The following is a 16,238-nucleotide window of genomic DNA, read 5'->3' as shown; positions in this document are numbered from 1 at the left end:
GTTTCGAGGGAAATCTCCATGACCACCACCCCCTTCGCCCGCACGTTGCGGGCCCTTGCCGGCGCGCTGTTCGGCGCGATGTTCATCGCGGCCGCGCCCGCCTCGGCCCAGTCCGGCGAGAACGAGTTCGCCAAGGTCCTGACCGCGGCGCAGAACGACATCGTGAAGGGGCCGCAGGACGTGAAGCTGTCCAGCCAGGCCGTGCTGCACCTGCCCGAAGGCAAGGTCTACGTCCCGCAGCCGCATGCGGCCAAGCTGATGCGCGCGATGGGCAATCCCGGCGACTACAGCGATCTGGAAGGCGTGGTGTTCCCGCGCGGCGACGGCGACTGGTTCGCGACGCTGCGTTTCGAGAAGTCCGGCTACATCAAGGACGACGACGCCAAGCACTGGGACGCCGCCGACATGCTGAAGAGCTTCAAGGAAGGCACCGAGGCCAGCAACGACGAGCGCAAGAAGATGGGCGGCCGGGCGCTGGAGATCACCGGCTGGGCGCAGGAACCGGCCTACACGGCGGACTCGCACCGCCTGGTCTGGGCGATGAAGTCGCGCGAGGTCGGCGCGGCGGCGAACGAGCCGCAAGGCGTCAACTACAACACCTACGCGCTGGGCCGCGAGGGCTACATGAGCCTGAACCTGGTCACCGGCCTGGACGACCTGCCCAAGTACAAGGGCGACGCGCAGCAGCTGCTGGGCGCGCTCGAGTTCAACGACGGCAAGCGCTACGCCGACTTCAACAGCAGCACCGACAAGGTCGCCGAGTACGGCCTGGCCGCGCTGGTGCTGGGCGTCGGCGCGAAGAAGCTGGGCCTGCTGGCGGTGATCGGCGCGTTCTTCCTGAAGTTCGCCAAGATCATCCTGCTGGCGGTGGTCGGCTTCGGCGGCGCGATCATGAAGTTCTTCGGCCGCAAGAAGAGCGAGTCCGCGGAGTCCTGAGCCGATGACCAAGCTCCTGTTCCTGCTGTTCTCCGGCGTCAAGCTGAGCAAACTGCTGCTCAGCGGGGGCACGATGCTGCTGTCGGTGCTGCTGTACGCCACCCTGTATGGCTGGCGCTACGCGGTCGGCTTCGTCGCGATGATCGTGATCCATGAGCTGGGCCACTTCTTCGCGGCCCGTCACCGGGGGCTGCCGGCCGGTCTCCCCATGCTGATCCCGTTCATCGGCGCATGGACCTCGCTGGAGAAGATGCCGCACGATGCGGAAACCGAGGCCTTCGTGGGCCTGGGTGGTCCGCTGTTGGGCGCCGTCGCAGCCACCGGGTGCTACCTGATGGCGCGGAGCTGGAACATCGACTGGCTGCTCGCGATCTCGTATGCCGGCTTCTTCCTGAACCTGTTCAACCTGATCCCGATGTTGCCTTTCGACGGCGGCCGGATCACGGCGGTGCTGTCGCCGCGGATCTGGTTCGCGGGCGTTCCCATCATGGTCGGGCTGTTCCTGTACCGTCCCAGCCCGATGCTGCTGCTGATCGCGCTGCTGGCCGCGCCGCAGCTGATGAAGGCATGGAAGTACCGCGCCGACAGCGAGGAGGCGCAGACCTACTACGCCGTCCCCGCCCGCGTGAAGTGGGAGTACGCCGCGTATTACCTGGGCCTGGCCGCCTTCCTCGCGATGATGGCGCACGACGTCCACGAGATGCTCGGCGCGGCACGCCACCTCGGCGGCGACGCCTGACGCCGCCGCGTCTCCAGGACGCTCAGTCCGCCGCCACCGACGCCGCCGGCGCGCGATAGAACATCGCCGCCGGCGTTCTTCCATCCTGGCCGCCCGCCCACCGGAAATGCGGATGGTCGGCCTGGTTGTCGACGACGATCATCTCGTCCTGGTTCACGCAACGGACCACCAGGAAGACGTGGTCCTCGCCGTGGTGCTTGTCCTCGCGGCAGGTGCTGCCGACGTCCCCGGCACGCTGGTCGCCGGGCGGCACCTCGATCCAGCCGCGCGCCAGCAGCATCGCCGGCACGTCGATCGCCCAGCTGAGCTCGTTCACCGGGAACCCGGCTTCCCGCATCAGCAAGGTCAAGGTGATCGCGCAGCCATCGGCGGGGTAGACCTCGCCATCCGGGTCGAGGAATCTGCGGGCGGCCCGCGCCTGGGTGGCGCGGAGCCGGGCAGGATCGACCGCCAGGGCCAGCAGCCCGGGGATCCGGGCGCGGTCCGGCACATCGTCGCCGGGGCGGGGGGACGGTTCGTTGAAGGGCAGGGAATGGATCAGCGGCATGGGGGCCTCGCAGTGACTGAAATGAGGGAGTGCATCCCATCGCCTCGGCACGAGGCTGTGGGCGCGCCCCTCAGTGAAGTCAGCCGGCCGAAGTGCTTCAGTCCGGCTTGCGGCGCGTCGACGGTCCGGCGCGCTTCGACGCCTTGCCGCCGCCGGAGAGCTTTACGGCCTTCACGGCCTTGGCCGCCTTGTCCAGCGCCTGCTTCTGACGTGGCCTCAGCCACCCCAGCGAGAAGCCGGCCTGGGCCGCCGCCGGCACATCGCCGCGCGCCATCGCCAGCGCCAGCTGTTCGCGCGCCTGCGACAGGCCGACCTCGAGATCGTTGAGTGCGCCGAGCCGCTGGGCGGCCTCGTGGACGCGCGCCAGTCGCCGGGCCCGGGCCTCGATCTCCTTCCTCGACAGCTTGCCGCCGTCGTCCCCGCCGGGCACGGCGAAGGTCAGTTCCATCGCCAGCCGCAGGCGTCTCAGCCGGCGGCGCAGATGATGCCGCCCCTCGACATCGAGACGATCGAAGCGCTTGAGCTGCTTGTCGGTCCCGGCGCGCCATTGCGCGAGGTGCTGATGGACGAGGGCCAGTCCTTGCTCTTCCTCGGGCGCGGGCGCCGGCGCGGGCCGCGCGAGCCAGCCGATGACCGCGAGCATCCAGCCCTGGATGTCCGGCGTGAGCAGCAGGCCGGCGACATCGATTGGCGTCGTGGGCGGCGCCTCGGAGGCGGCGGACGGACGTTCGACGCGCCAGGCGGCCAGCATCCCGAGGCGCCAGCCGGCTTCGGCCTGCGCATCGGCGTCACGCGCGGCGGTGAGCCGGCGCGACAGCCGTCCGGCGCCGTCGGCGAGCGCCTGCAGCGCGATGTCGTCGTCCGACGCCAGCAGGCGCAGACCGGCGCGCAGGCGGCGGAGACCGACCCGCATCTGGTGCAGGTGCTCGGGCCGGTGGCGCCCGCTGGCGATCTGCGAGGCATTGCCGACGATCGGCTCCAGGCACTCGCGCAACAGCACGTGGAGCGCGTCGTCGCGGGTCATGTCGCCGGTCCAGTGGATCGCGTGCGAATCGGCGACCGGCGCCGCGTCCAGGTTGCGCGCGAGCAGGTCGCCGCGCAGCGCCTTGGTGCGCAGTTCCAGCGACAGTCCGAAGCGTTCGATGGCCCATTGGCGCGCGGTCTCGAGCACGGCGCGGGCTTCGCCGCTCTTCAGTTCGATCTCGAGTTCGGCGACCGGCGTGCTGCGCAGCGTGTCGCCCTCGCCCGCGAGCAGCGCGCCGTGGTCGAGCGCGAGTTCGACCGTGCCGTGCGGCGTGCGCAGCGGACGCGTCAGCCGCGTGATGTCGGTGCGGAACAGCGCCTGCAGCGCGCCCTCGGGCAAGGTGGCGAGCAAGGCCTGCAGCGCCTGCCCGGCGGGATGTCCGGCATGCCGGGTGACGTCGAGCGCGGGGGTCTCCGCGCCGAGCGGCACGTTGTGTTCGAGGCGGGTCATGCCGTCGGGCGCGGCGCCCTTGAGCGTCTGCACCCACACCTCGCCTTCGCGACGCAGCCGCAGCGCGAAACCGGCCTGCGCGAGGTCGCGCTCCGGCGTATCGAAGTACGAGGCCTGCAGGCGCTCCTCCGTCGCGACGGACTTGCCGGTCCCCTCGACCCAGCGGCGCACCGCGGGCCATTGCGAGGCCGGGATCTGGAAACGGAGCTCGATTTCGTTCATCCGGCAGTGTCGCATGTGGAGAACGACACCCCTTCCACGGCGGCAGTCACCCGATCGGACGCGGCCGGGCGAGCTGCGATGTCCATATGAAATGCATATGCATTCCTCTATTTCGAGATATTTGACGTCTTCCCCCGGTCTGCCCACGATGGACTCACCGTGTCCTCCACGGGAACAAGAACCGGAGACTTTCATGCCAGATTCGAGATGGTCAGACCGCCAGGTCCGGCCCCTTCCAGCCCTTCCCGCCGCCCTTCCCGCCGCCAATCCCGCTTTCCTCGCCGCGGCGCCGCTGAGCCTCGCGCTGTTGCTGACCGCCTGCGGCAGCGGCGGCGATGACGCCGACGTCACGCCGCCGTTCAAGCCTGCGGTGATCACCGCACAGTCGTGCAGCGCGGCCGCCGCTTTCACGGCCACCGCCGCGCAAATCAGCCTGCCGTCCTCCGGCGCCGAGATCGCCTCCGCGACCCTGATCGCCGCGGATGCGGCCGGCAACCTCAACGGCAGCTTCTGCCAGGTGCTCGGCCGCATCAAGCCGGTCGATCCGACGGCGCCCGTCATCAACTTCGAGGTCAACCTGCCCGCGACCTGGAACGGCAAGATGCTGCAGTACGGCGGCGGCGGCTTCGACGGCGTGCTGATCACCGGCCTGGACCCGACCAACTTCGCCGGCGCCGACACGCCCACCCCGTTGACGCGCGGCTACGTGACGCTGGGCGACGATTCCGGCCACGTCGGCGGCATCACCAACGGGTCCTTCGCCACCAGCGACGAGGCGCTGCGGAACTACGGCCGGCAGAGCCTCAAGAAGACGCAAGACGTGGCCCGGCTGCTGGTGCGCAGCCTGTACCAGGTCGACGGGCCGCTGAAGAGCTATTTCATCGGCAGCTCGACCGGCGGCCGGGACGCGCTCTCGGCGGCGCAGAACTGGCCCGACAGCTACGACGCGATCTTCATCAACCGCCCGGCGCTGAACTACACCGGCCTGCGGCTGTCCAACATCCAGCTGGGCCGCTCGATCTTCCAGAACGGCGGCGCGGGCTGGCTGAATCCCGCCAAGACCGCCCTGCTGCTGAACGCCGTGATGGCGTCCTGCGATACGCTGGACGGCGTGCAGGACGGGCTCATCGCCAACCTCCCGGCCTGCAAGGCGCGCGCCGATGCCACGCTGTCCAGCCTGCGCTGCCCCAACGGCACCGACGGCGGCGACACCTGCCTCTCCGATCCGCAGATCGCGACGGTCCGCACGATGGCCAGCCCGCTGCAGCTGAGCTACCCGCTGGTCAACGGCGTCACCCGATACGGCGGCTACAACCTGATGGCCGGCATGGTGTTCGGCCCGCCCTACTCCAGCTCGCGCAACTTCGGACCCAACGGCACCGGTCCGCAGGCACCGAACTATCTGGCGGTCACGTCGGGGACCCGGGCGAACGCGCCGAACGCCTACCTGACCGGCGACCAGTGGATGAAGTTCTTCATCACCCGCGACGCCGCGTTCAACACCACCAGCGTGGACCCGGCGAACCCGGGCAGCTGGCAGCAGCGCATCATCGACGTCTCGACGCAGACGGATGCCGCCAGCACCGACCTCGACCGCTTCTTCGCGCGCGGCGGCCGCATCGTCTGGACCCACGGCACGGCCGACGAGGTGGTGAGCACCGACTCGTCGGTCGAGTACTACCAGGCCCTGGTGGCCAGGTACGGACAGGCGAAGATCGACGCAGCGGTCCGCTTCTACCTGATCCCGGGCAACGGCCACGGCGACACCGGGCCGTTCATCCCGGTGTTCGACAGCCTGGGCATCCTGAGCGACTGGGTCGAGAAAGGCATCGACCCCGCGGACAAGATCATCGCGGGCAACAGCCAGACCAAGGCCGCCGCCGACACGTCGCCCGCCGGCACGGCCAAGCGGCCGCTCTGCCGTTATCCGACCTGGCCGAAGTACGTCGGCGCGCCGGCCGATCCCAATCAGGCCGGCAGCTTCACCTGCGCGAGCAGTTGAGCGTCGGGCGCGTCGGGGGCGGCCGACACGCCCGTCTGCGGACCGGATCGATCGAACCACAGGTCGATCCGGTCGCCCGCCCCCGCCACCCGGAGCACGGCGAAGCCGTCGCCCGGGTGATCCGCCCATGCCCCGACCACGCATCGCAGGCGTTGGCCGTCCGGGCCGTCGAACTCGAAGACATCGGGCGCGGCCAGTTCCTCGACCGCCGTGACCGCGAACGGCCACGGCGCATAGAGCGCAGAACTGTGGACCGAATGGATCCGCACCGGCGCGGAATCCTCGCCGTCGACCGCCGAGATCTCCGCGCTCACCCAGCCCGACCGGTGCTCATCGCCCGACAGGAACACCAACCCCGTCGCGCGGTGCCGCCACACGGCGCCGAGCAGCTCATGCAGGCTGTGCGGATAGCCGTCCCAGGCATCGGAGCGCAGGCTGCTCGCGGCGTGCTCCACGGTCGTGCGGCGCCGCGGCAGCGGCAGCGAGCCGCTCATCACGAACTTCGGCCGTCCCGCGCCGCGGGACAGCCACTCGCCGAACGCGTCGCGTTGCGCGATCGACCACAGGCGCGCGCTCGACCAGTTCGCGACCCGGCGCGCCTCGCGCTCGCAGCGTGCGTCGGCGACGAAGAAAGCCGCGCCGCGCCAGTCGAAGTCGTGCCACAGCAGCTGCGGGCCGCCGATGCGGGCGCCGGCTTCCCATCGGTGATCCCAGGCGGCCTGGCGCGCGACGTCGAACCACGGCCCGTTGCCGTCGTGGCTGGCACCGGGGCTCGGCTCCCAGTTGTCGACGATCTCGTGGTCGTCGATCCCGTGCACGACGCGGGCCACCGTCGGCGGCAGCAGTCGCACCGGCCCGGCCTTGAACTCGCCGTAGCCGCGCGCGTAGCGCTCGATGCCGCTGCGGGAATCGGCCAGCCCGCCGCTCGCATCCGCATAGATCTGGTCGCCGGCGAACAGCACCAGCGAGCAGGACCTGCCCCGTGCCGTCCAACGCGTGAACCGATGCAGCCGCGCCAGTGATGCAAGACCTGGCCCCGCCTGCGACGCGTCGAGTTCCCAGCCTGGGCTGACGTCGAGCAGTCCCGGCGGGTACTGGCACGCCGCCAGCGCGAAGCACAGGCCGTCGGCGGTCATGTCGGCGCTCGCGTCGGTGTCTTCCGGCGACGGCACGAAACCATGCGCCCAGCGATGCGGCGGCAGATCGAGGAACTGCTCGAGCGCGCCGTCGACCTGCGCCCGCAGCGCCTCCTCGCCGAGCGCGTGCATCACGCCGCGATGCGCCCCCTCCATGGCGAGCGCGCGCGGTTCCAGGTACAGCGCCACCAGCAGCAGTCCGTGGATGTCCCTCTCGCCGTCATCGCCGTCATCGCCGTCATCGCCTTCCTCGCGGGCCTCACCCTCGCCGCCGCGATGGCCACCGTCCGCGCCCTCCGCGTGCTCCGCCCGGGACGGGACGCGTGAGGGCGGCGGGAACGCGTCCACCGCCTGCGAGATCCGCCACGGCGCACCGGGCTGCCCCACCCCGGGCGGCACGAAGGCCTCGATCCGCCAGGGCAGCGGCAAGGGGTCATACGCCCAGCCGCCGCGCCAGCGCATCGGCACCCACACCAGCCAGTGCGGCCAGCCGCGCTCCGGACGCAGCGCCGTCAGCAACGGCACGCGGCCGGACTCCGGCGGCGCGCGTTCGACGCGATGCCCCGGCGCCTCCGCGCCGATCAGCAGCGTGCCGGCCGCCGCCCCCCGACGGGCCATGCGCGGGAATCCGCTCATGACTGCGGCTCCTCGGCGAGGAAGGCCAGCACATGCGGGAACACCTGCGTCGCGACATGGCGGCCGATCAGGCAGTCCTGATGCCCATGACCGGCGATCACCCGATACCGATAGCGCCCCGGCGCGGCCTGGTCGTAGTAGTCCTTCAGCAGCTCGGCGCTGTCGGCGCTGCACAGCCCGTTGTCCTCGCCGTGCAGCGACAGCACGGGGAACGCCTCCAGCAGCGCCAGGCTCTTGGCGAGGCTGTCGAGGTAGACGCTGGCGCCCTGCCAGTCGGTGATCTCGTGGCAGCGCGCGAAGTGGATCGCCTGCGCGACCGTGTCCATGTTCAGCGGCCCGAAATGGTCGTCGATGAAATCGAACACGGCCCGATCGACGTTGCCGATCGCGAAGTCGCGGCCGTACAGCAGGTCCATGCGATGCCGCGTCGCGGTCCAGGGGTACGCCGCATCCGCCACGGCGGCCAGGGCGGCGGGTTCTCCAGGTCGAATTCCGCGTCGGGATACGGCAGGCTGGCGAGCAGCCGGTCGAGCAGGTGATCGAACAGCGCCGGCGTGCCCTTCGGCCGGAAGGCGTAATCGCTCAAGGGCAGGTAGGGCCGCAGGTACTGCATCAGCACGCCGCGCAGGCTGTTGGTCGGGGACATCACCATCAGCGGCGTAACCTGCGAGATGACCAGCCTCGAGATCCTTTGCCCGAGCGCCGAGCGCAGCGCGAAGTGGCGCTCCCAGGGCTGCTCGCGCGGCTCCAGCAGGGCCATGTGCAGCATCACCGATCCCATGCAGTGCGCGAAGACGTTCAGCCGCTCGCGGCCGGTCTCGCGAAGCACGCGGTCGACGGCCAGCGGGATGTCGTTGAAGGCGGACTCCTCGAAGGTCCAGGGCAGCGTCGCCGTCGGCAGTCCGGCGCTGGTGCGCATGTCCAGCACCCAGACGTCGTAGCCCGCGTCCCACAGCAGCTTGGCCGGTCCGGGCCGCACCGAGTGATGCGCGAAGGTGGTGCCGCTGGCGCTGTAGCCGTGGATCATCAGCACCGGCTCGCCGCCCGGGCGGCCGTAACGCGTGAGGCGGATCAGCACCGGCCGGTCGTCGTCCTCGCGGGCCGGCCGGTCGAGGTCCTGGCGCTGCGCGCCCGCGTCGCCCCAGCGGCCGGCGGCCATCTCGATCACCACGGGGTCCGGCAGTCCGGGCACCGCGCCCGGCAGGCGCGAGATCCGCCGCGGCGGTGCCTCGTCGGGCTTGCGGAAGGTCCAGGCGTGCAACCCGATCGTCATCCGCGCGAGGTAGGCGATCAGCGCGCCGACGTCGCGCGCCGCCGAAGGGACGTCGCGCGCCTGCCGGATGCGCAGCAGCGGCAGGCGCTCGCGGGCGAGGTGGTGCATGTCCAGGGTCAGGACGATGTCCCGCGCGCCCGGCGGCGGCGCCATGCCCGCGACCGGCGTCAGCCGCATGCGGCTCATCTGCGTCCAGGGATTGCCGCGCCGCGTGTAGCTGATCCGCTTGCAGCCGCGCAGCGGCTGGTCGCGCAAGGCGGCGGCCCATGCGGGCAGATCGGCCTCCGGCGCGATGCGCACCTGATATCGCATCAGGCGCGCCTCGCCCGCATGGCCCGCCAGGTGCCAGGCGTTGACTGCCCGCGCGCGCAGTCCCGCCCGCGCCTCGCCCGGCGCCTTCGGCGGCGACCGGCGCCCCGCCCAATCGATCATCCCCTGCCAGGAATCACGCACGCCGCGGTTGATCGCCCAGGCCCACAGGCCGCGGGCGTGTCGACGCAGCGATCCGGACGCCTCGCGCTGGAACAGCGTCAACTCGCCGTCCGACAGTGGCGCGGTGAACAGCGCCAGCTCGTCGCCGCGTTCCTCGTGCGCCCACAGACGCCCGTCGCCGGGGCGGGGGCCGACGACCTCGAAACATCCCGGCCGCCGCTCGCGGGCTTCGAAGACGCGCAGCCGGCTGCCGGGCGCCACGATCAGCCGGCGCTCCGGGCCGGGTCGCAGCAGGTCGACCAGCGCTTTCGGCCGGTAGACGATGCAGAACTCCACGTACTTCAACGGCGAGCCCGGTGCCCCGGACCAGCGCACGAAGCCGCCGAGGCGCTCGCGCACCTCGATCACGGTCGCCTCGTCGGTGCTGTTCGTGCTGTTCGTGCTGGCCGTGCTGGCCGTGCCGACGCTGCCGACAGTGCCGCCGGCCTTCGACGGTGAAGGCGCGACTTGTCCAGGCCCGACGGAACGGCGGAAGACGGGACGCACCGCCTCCCGACGCAGGGTCACCGGCGATGGCGCGCCCAGTTGCCAGAGCTCGGCCAGCCGGTCCAGCGAGCGCTGCGCGAGCGCGCTGATCGTCAGGGCCGGGTTGATCGCGAGCGAGCCCGGCACGATCGCACCATCCAGCACGACCAGCCCGTCGTGCACCGCCTCGCCGTCGCCGGAGAAGACCCGTCCGATCGCATCGACGACGCCGTCGCTGCCGAGGTCGCCCATCGCGCAGCCGCCCAGGGGATGCACGCTGAGCATCGGCCCGCGTGCATCGTTCGTCAGGAAGGCCATCTCCGGCGGCAGCAGCTGCCACAGCGGATTGCGCAGCAGGCGCGCGCCGTGACTGCGGAGGTGACGCTCCAGCGCTTCGTGACGGCGCGCGATCGCAGGCTCGTCGCGCAGCCCGGGCCAGTCGACCTGCAGTCCGCCGGGCTCCTCGAAGCCGTCGCGCCGGACCAGCCGGCCCGTGCCGCTGTCGCGGCCGATGATCGCCAGCGGCAGTTGCCGTTCGGTCACGGACGCGCGGACGGCGAACGGATCGTCGAAGTCGGCGCGCTCCTCATGCGGTCCGGCGTTCGACCGGGCCAGTGCGTCCAAGGTCGCCGCCAGCGCGAAGCCCTCCTCGAACACCGGCCGCAACGCGCCCGGGATCGCCAGGTCCTCGACGACGTGATCCGGACCGGCGTCCCAGACGCCGGTGATCGTCGGCCCCACCTGCCGCGACGCGGGCGGTTGATCCTCGTCGGCCACCGCGTGGACCGCGCGAGGCCATCCGTCACCGACGGCGATCACGTCGCCGTTGGCCGAAAAGGCCTGCCCCAGCATCCGCGACAGCGCCAGCCCGCGCTCCCGCGAGCGCATCAGGATCTCCGTCGACCCCAGGCTGCCGGCGGCGAGGATCACGCGGCGCGCGATCACCTCGAACGGCGCGCCCTGCCGCTGGCGCAGCAGCTCGTCGGTGTGCTGCAGCGTGACGCGCCAGCCGGCGCCCGGAACGGCTGCCAGGGCTTCCACGCTCGCGCCGCAGACCAGTTCCGCGCCCTGGCGCCAGGCCTGCAGCAGCAGGCCCGTGTCGAGCGATTGCTTGGCCTCGTGGTTGCAGCCCGTCGCGCAGTCGCCGCAGGCGATGCAGGGCGCGTGCGGCCAGCCGGCCGCGCCGCGTGGCTGGGCATCCATCGCGACCTGGATCCGCGCCGCGCGGGTGCGTGCCGGATCGAGCGCCTTCAGCGCATCGAGGCGGCGCGGCTTGAATCCGGCCTCCGCGCGCCACCGCTCGATCGTGTTGCCACGGTCGCCATCGCCATTGCCGCCACGGACGCCGAGCAGCCGCTCGGCGCGCTCGAACCAGGGCGTCATGTCCTCGTCCAGGAAGGCCTGCGGCCAGCCGGGCTCGCGGAACACCGCCGGATCGGGCCGTTCCATCACCCCGGCGTTGATCAGCGAGCCGCCGCCCAGGCCGTTGGCCAGCGCGACGCAGACGTCCGGTCCCAGGCGCAGGTCGAAGAGCCCTTCGCGACGGCCCATCGGCGCATCGGCGCCCGGACGCGCCACCCGCACGTGGCCGGGCAGATCGGCGAAGCGGCTGGGGAAGGCGCCGGGCAGGTACTCACGTCCGCGCTCGAGCACGACCACGGCGAGCCGTCGTCCGTCTTCGCCGCGCCGTCCCGCGAGCGCGTGCGCCGCCGCGGCCCCCCGTAGCCGCTGCCGACGACCAGCACATCCACGGCCGCGGGGCCGGGCTCCGGAACCGCCAGCCGCGCGGCCATCCAGTCCTCGAGCGGCCGAGACAGCCAGCGCGTGCCGGTGGGTCTCGGTGGCGCGCCGGCAGCTTCAGGCGAAGCCGAAGGCGGCGATGCATCGGGCGAGGCGCGGGCCGGGGCCTCAGGGGGACTCTCGGCGCCTCCTCGAACGGTCGAGACATCGAAACCCTCCCTGCGATATTCGGCGAGCGCGGCTTGCATCGCGTTGATGAGCAGCTCTTCGGTGACCGGCTTGTGCAGCAAGGTGAGGCCCGCCTCGTGAGCTTCGCGCAAGCGTTCGGGCGCAGTGTCGCCGCTCACGATCAGCGCGGGCAGTCCCGGAAACGCGCTTCGCAGCGAACGCACCGCGCTGATGCCGTCCTCGCCGCCGCGCAGCCGGAAGTCGGTCAGCAGCAGGTCGGGCTGCTGCCCCATGCTCTTGAGCAGGCCCTCGCGGGTGCTGCCGGCCAGCAGCACCTGGCAGCCGTGCGCGCTCAGCAGCGCATGCATCGCGATCCGCACCGGCTCCTCGTCGTCGATCACCAGCACGCGGATCGGCGGCAATGCCGGCCCCTGCGTCGGCGTGGCGCCGGGCCGCACCTGCGCGATGTCGGCGGCCGTCACGTTGAGCATGAAGCTCGAGCCGTGCCCCGGCGCCGAACGCAGCGCCAGGTGCAGGTCCAGCAGGTCCACCAGACGCGTCACGATCGACAACCCCAGGCCCAGGCCCTTGGCGCGGTCGCGCTCCGGATTCCCGACCTGGTAGAACTCGTCGAAGATCCGTTGCTGCTCGTGCTCCGGGATGCCCATGCCGGTGTCTCTCACCGACAGGCGCCAGACTTCCTCGTCCTGGCCGCGGTGGACCTCGATCGACACCTCGCCGCGCGCCGTGTACTTGAGCGCGTTGTCGATCAGGTTGCGCACCACGCGCTCCAGCAGCACGGGATCGCTCTCGACGCAGGCCTCCGGCGGACAGTCCAGCCGCAGCAGCAGGTGCTTGCGCAGCGCGGCGGGCTGGAACTCCCGCTGCAGCCGGCCCAGCCAGGGCTGCAGGGCGAAGACCTGGTTGTTCACCGGCACGACGTTGGCGTCGAGCTTGGAGATGTCCAGCAGCGCGTCCATCTGCGAGGACAGCGAATGCAGCGCCAGGTTCATCTGCGTGACGATGACGCGGCCCTCGTCGTCGAGCGGGCGCTTGTCCAGCGCCGCGCCGAACAGGGACAGCGTGTGCATCGGCTGGCGCAGGTCGTGGCTCGCAGAGGCGAGGAAGCGCGTCTTCGCCGCCATCGCCGATTCCGCCTGCGACAGCGCCTGCCGCAGCTGCTGGTTGCTCTTGTTCTGCTGCAGCCGGATCAGCACCGACTCGGCGAAGACGCGGTAGGTGTCGCGCGCCAGGCCCGTCAGGATCAGGCCGAAGAAGATGATCAGCGCCGACAGCACCCAGTCCAGCCAGCGGTGCTCCGCGCCCGCCTGGTGGAACAGGCCCCACGACAGGGCCGTGGCGAGCGTCACCGGCCAGAGGAAGACCTGGAACACGACGCGATGGCCGGCGGTCGTCGCGACCGCGCCGGCGCACAGGCCCAGCAGCACGATGGTCTGCACCATCCGCTGGAAGTCGCTCAGGTGGGGCGCCGCGATCAGCGAGGCGCTGAAGGCCAGCCCGTTGGCCAGGCTCAGCCACACGGCCCAGTCCATGCGCTGCTCGAGCGGGCGGTCCTGCATCTCCGGCAGCCGGCCCAGCACGGCCCAGCGCGTCACCAGCACCGCATACACGACGGCCAGCCAGCCGTAGGCCAGCCAGGGCGACATCACGGTCGCCGCCATCACCGCCATCATCAGCGCGGCGATGCTCACCGGGTAGGGGACGCGCCGGCCCTGCTTGCCGATCAGGCGCAGCAGTTCGAGCTCGACGCTCGCCTGCTCCGCGCTGCGCTCATCCGCCATGACCGGAACAGACAGCGCCTGGCCGCTGCCGCGAAGGGAACTGCATGGGTTGTGTAAAGCTTGTTCTGGGCCGGCAATATATCTTGCCGATTCCCCGCCCGCCCAAGCGTTCGCCATGCGTCACGCAGATAAAACTATGCCGACCACCGCCACCCTTGCGGGCTTTGGTAGGTCGGCATAGCACTCCTCCCCTTGATCACGACGCTGAGGTCCAGGCAGCGCGCGATCGGTACCCAGTATGCAAAGCGGCCCGAGGGTCCGATATCCCCCTCAAGAGGGAGACACTCTTTTACATCGAACCATTCCGGCTGTGCTCATCCGGCATGTGCATGAGCCGGCCTCGGCTCAGGCGATGCGGACCCGTTCCGCGCCCTGCGTGTCGCGCAGCAGCTCCTCGAGCAGGACCAGGTAGTAGCCGAGCGGCGGCGTGCGCATGCCCGGCCGCTTGGCGAGGTCGTCCCAGCGGCGCAGCTGCAGCGCGGCGCTGGCCTGCGGGTGCGCCATGAAGAGCAGCCGTTCCTCCGCGTTCATCGGCCCGCCCTGCAGCGCCAGGCTGTGGCGCGAGGCGTCGGACAACCCGGGGCCGTAGGCCGGGTCGGTGCTCACCAGGTAACGCTTGGCCGCGACGTGCAGGCGGATCGGCTCCACCACGGCCGGGCCCAGCCCGCCGGCGCGCAGCAGGGGCAGTGCGGTCAATTCGTGCGCGTCATCCCGCAGGGGGAGGCAGGACCACCGTCCATCAGTTGCCCGATGTCGTGCAGCAGCGCAGCGACTACAAGGCTATGCTCCGCGTGGGCCCACTCGGCGAGCTGGGCGCATTGGAGCGCGTGCTCCAGCGCGGTGACGGGTTCCCGGCGCTCGTCACCGTACTGCAGGTGTCCGCGGCGGTGGAACACCGCCTCGATCTTGGCGATCAGGTCCATGGCAACTCCTAGCCATCGCTCCAAGGGCGGAGCGGGCGCCAGTCTCGACCCCGCCCATGACGGATCTGTGAAGCATGGCCGGGGCTCTCATTCAAATTGGATGAACAGTGGCCTCAGTTCCGATGAACCGACGATGTACGGCACGCGCGGACACTCCATGCCATTCCGGACCACCCGACGCCCCAGGTCTTCCCAAGGACGCGAGCCCGACATGACTGCCATCGACAACCCGAACAACGATCCCGACCAGCAGCCCACGCTGCCCGCCGAGACGCTCGACGCCGCCGCGCCGCCCGTGGCCGTGACGTCGGCCGCCAAGCCGATGCCCGCAGTGCCGTCCGCGTCTTCGGCGCCGCCAGTCGCCGTGGTGCCGCCTGCAGGCAAGACCCGGTACGACGGCCTGGCGATGCTCTTCCACTGGGTGCTGGCGATCGCGATCATCGGCACCTTCTCGGTGGGCTGGTACATGGCCGACCTGCCGTTCTCGATGACGCGGCTGAAGCTCTTCAACTGGCACAAGTGGGCCGGCGTGACCATCCTGGCGCTGTCCGCGCTGCGGCTGCTGTGGCGCCTGTCGCATCGCCCGCCGGCCGACCTGCCGATGCCGGGCTGGCAGAAGCTGGGGGCCCACGCGGTGCACTGGCTGCTGTACGCGGCCTTCTTCGCGGTGCCGCTGAGCGGCTGGGCCTACAGCTCCGCGGCGGGCTTCCCGATCGTGTGGTTCGGCGTGCTGCCGCTGCCGGACTTCGTCGGCAAGGACAAGGAACTCGCCGAATCGCTCAAGCAGCTGCACCAGTTCTTCGCCTATGGGTTGGGCCTGCTGGTCCTTGCCCACCTTGGCGCCGTGGTCAAGCATGTCGTCCTCGACAAGGACGGTCTGCTGCGGCGCATGCTCCCGGGCCGCGCCTGAGAGCGCCCCACAAGACCGACTCGAACAACACCTGACCCCGCCGGGCTCCAAGTCCCTTCACAGACTCGCTTCACAAGACTCGCAGAGGACCTCATGACCGCACGCATGGCCACCCATCTCTCGATCACCGCGTTGTCGGTGCTGAGCGCCGCCCTTCTCCTGGTCGCCCCCGCGATGGCGCAGACCAAGCCGGCGGCCGCGCCCGCCGCCGCTGCCGCCGCGGCCCCGGCCAAGCTGATCCCGGCCCAGAGCGACATCGCCTTCACCTTCCGCCAGATGGGCGTGCCGGTGGACGGCCACTTCAAGAAGTTCGACGCCCAGCTGGCCTTCGATCCGAAGAACGCCGCGGCCGGCAAGGTCTCGCTGTCGATCGAGCTGGGCAGCGCCACCATCGGCGACGCCGCCACCGACGCGGAACTGGTCAAGCCCGACTGGTTCGACACCAAGAAGATCCCGACCGCCACCTTCCAGAGCACGTCGATCAAGACGCTGGGCGGCGGCAAGTTCGAAGCCACCGGTAAGCTCACCATCAAGGGCCAGGTCAAGGACGTGGTCGTGCCGGTGGCGCTGACGCAGGCCGGCGGCACGACGACCGCGACCGGCAGCTTCGCGATGAAGCGCCTCGACTTCAAGATCGGCGAGGGCGAATGGAAGGACACCTCCGTCGTCGCCAACGACGTCCAGGTCAAGTTCAAGCTTGCCCTGACCGGCGTGGCTCCGCTGTAAGCCGTCGCCGCCTCGGATCACCAGCCTCCCCTGATTCTTTCCAACCG

At 70.8% G+C, this 16,238-nt stretch carries 13 protein-coding genes; 5 read left to right on the top strand and 8 right to left on the bottom strand.

Annotated features, from left to right (window positions below; all coding sequences use genetic code 11):
* The first annotated feature begins 18 nt into the window (after positions 1-18).
* Together ACQ859_RS04580 and ACQ859_RS04575 are read left to right on the top strand one after the other, a co-directional pair.
* The gene (locus ACQ859_RS04580; protein WP_431264788.1) at positions 19-936 is read left to right on the top strand and encodes a DUF2167 domain-containing protein; all 918 of its coding nucleotides are present in this window, start codon (positions 19-21) and stop codon (positions 934-936) included.
* A 4-nt stretch (positions 937-940) separates the two neighbouring features.
* Positions 941-1,675 carry a site-2 protease family protein gene (locus tag ACQ859_RS04575; protein ID WP_431264787.1) on the top strand — a complete coding sequence of 245 codons (735 nt, stop codon included), beginning with the start codon at positions 941-943 and terminating at the stop codon, positions 1,673-1,675.
* Positions 1,676-1,697: 22 nt separating this feature from the next.
* Here ACQ859_RS04575 and ACQ859_RS04570 read toward each other — a convergent pair whose 3' ends face one another.
* Positions 1,698-2,222, bottom strand: coding sequence for a hypothetical protein (locus ACQ859_RS04570; RefSeq protein ID WP_431264786.1), 525 nt, complete (start codon positions 2,220-2,222; stop codon positions 1,698-1,700).
* Positions 2,223-2,319: 97 nt separating this feature from the next.
* A complete protein-coding gene (locus ACQ859_RS04565) occupies positions 2,320-3,918 on the bottom strand; it encodes an inorganic triphosphatase (protein ID WP_431264785.1) in 1,599 nt (532 codons plus the stop codon).
* Positions 3,919-4,111: 193 nt separating this feature from the next.
* Here ACQ859_RS04565 and ACQ859_RS04560 point away from each other — a divergent pair, with 193 nt between their 5' ends.
* Positions 4,112-5,920 carry a tannase/feruloyl esterase family alpha/beta hydrolase gene (locus tag ACQ859_RS04560; protein ID WP_431264784.1) on the top strand — a complete coding sequence of 603 codons (1,809 nt, stop codon included), beginning with the start codon at positions 4,112-4,114 and terminating at the stop codon, positions 5,918-5,920.
* On the opposite strand, the gene ACQ859_RS04555 is transcribed toward ACQ859_RS04560, so the two are convergent.
* The 6 genes from ACQ859_RS04555 to ACQ859_RS04530 all read right to left on the bottom strand — a co-directional run bounded on the left by ACQ859_RS04555 (position 5,887) and on the right by ACQ859_RS04530 (position 14,555).
* A complete protein-coding gene (locus ACQ859_RS04555; RefSeq protein ID WP_431264783.1) occupies positions 5,887-7,692 on the bottom strand; it encodes an alkaline phosphatase D family protein in 1,806 nt (601 codons plus the stop codon). The two genes, ACQ859_RS04560 and ACQ859_RS04555, sit on opposite strands and share 34 nt — an antisense overlap.
* Positions 7,689-8,108 (bottom strand): hypothetical protein, encoded by a 420-nt coding sequence (locus tag ACQ859_RS04550; protein ID WP_431264782.1) that lies wholly within the window; start codon positions 8,106-8,108, stop codon positions 7,689-7,691. Before ACQ859_RS04550 ends, ACQ859_RS04555 begins: the two co-directional genes overlap by 4 nt.
* Positions 8,021-11,371, bottom strand: a complete 3,351-nt coding sequence (locus tag ACQ859_RS04545) for an alpha/beta fold hydrolase (protein ID WP_431266462.1) — start codon at positions 11,369-11,371, stop codon at positions 8,021-8,023. Before ACQ859_RS04545 ends, ACQ859_RS04550 begins: the two co-directional genes overlap by 88 nt.
* A 14-nt stretch (positions 11,372-11,385) precedes the next feature.
* On the bottom strand, positions 11,386-13,632 hold the full coding sequence (locus ACQ859_RS04540) for an ATP-binding protein (RefSeq protein WP_431264781.1): 2,247 nt from the start codon (positions 13,630-13,632) through the stop codon (positions 11,386-11,388).
* Positions 13,633-13,977: 345 nt separating this feature from the next.
* Entirely contained in the window at positions 13,978-14,328 is a 351-nt protein-coding gene (locus ACQ859_RS04535) for a hypothetical protein (protein WP_431264780.1), read from the bottom strand.
* Complete coding sequence (locus ACQ859_RS04530; protein ID WP_431264779.1) at positions 14,325-14,555, bottom strand: HD domain-containing protein; 231 nt, start codon at positions 14,553-14,555, stop codon at positions 14,325-14,327. The genes ACQ859_RS04535 and ACQ859_RS04530 overlap by 4 nt, the downstream gene beginning before the upstream one ends.
* Before the next feature lie 322 nt (positions 14,556-14,877).
* Here ACQ859_RS04530 and ACQ859_RS04525 point away from each other — a divergent pair, with 322 nt between their 5' ends.
* Entirely contained in the window at positions 14,878-15,465 is a 588-nt protein-coding gene (locus ACQ859_RS04525) for a cytochrome b (RefSeq protein ID WP_431266461.1), read from the top strand.
* Positions 15,466-15,639: 174 nt separating this feature from the next.
* Entirely contained in the window at positions 15,640-16,191 is a 552-nt protein-coding gene (locus tag ACQ859_RS04520; RefSeq protein WP_431266460.1) for a YceI family protein, read from the top strand.
* Positions 16,192-16,238 lie beyond the last annotated feature (47 nt).

It is taken from the genome of Roseateles chitinivorans (assembly GCF_050632235.1).
GTDB classification, from domain to species: Bacteria; Pseudomonadota; Gammaproteobacteria; order Burkholderiales; family Burkholderiaceae_C; genus Roseateles; species Roseateles chitinivorans_A.
Note: the sequence above shows the minus strand (reverse complement) of the source record. Positions and strands in the feature narration are given on the sequence as shown.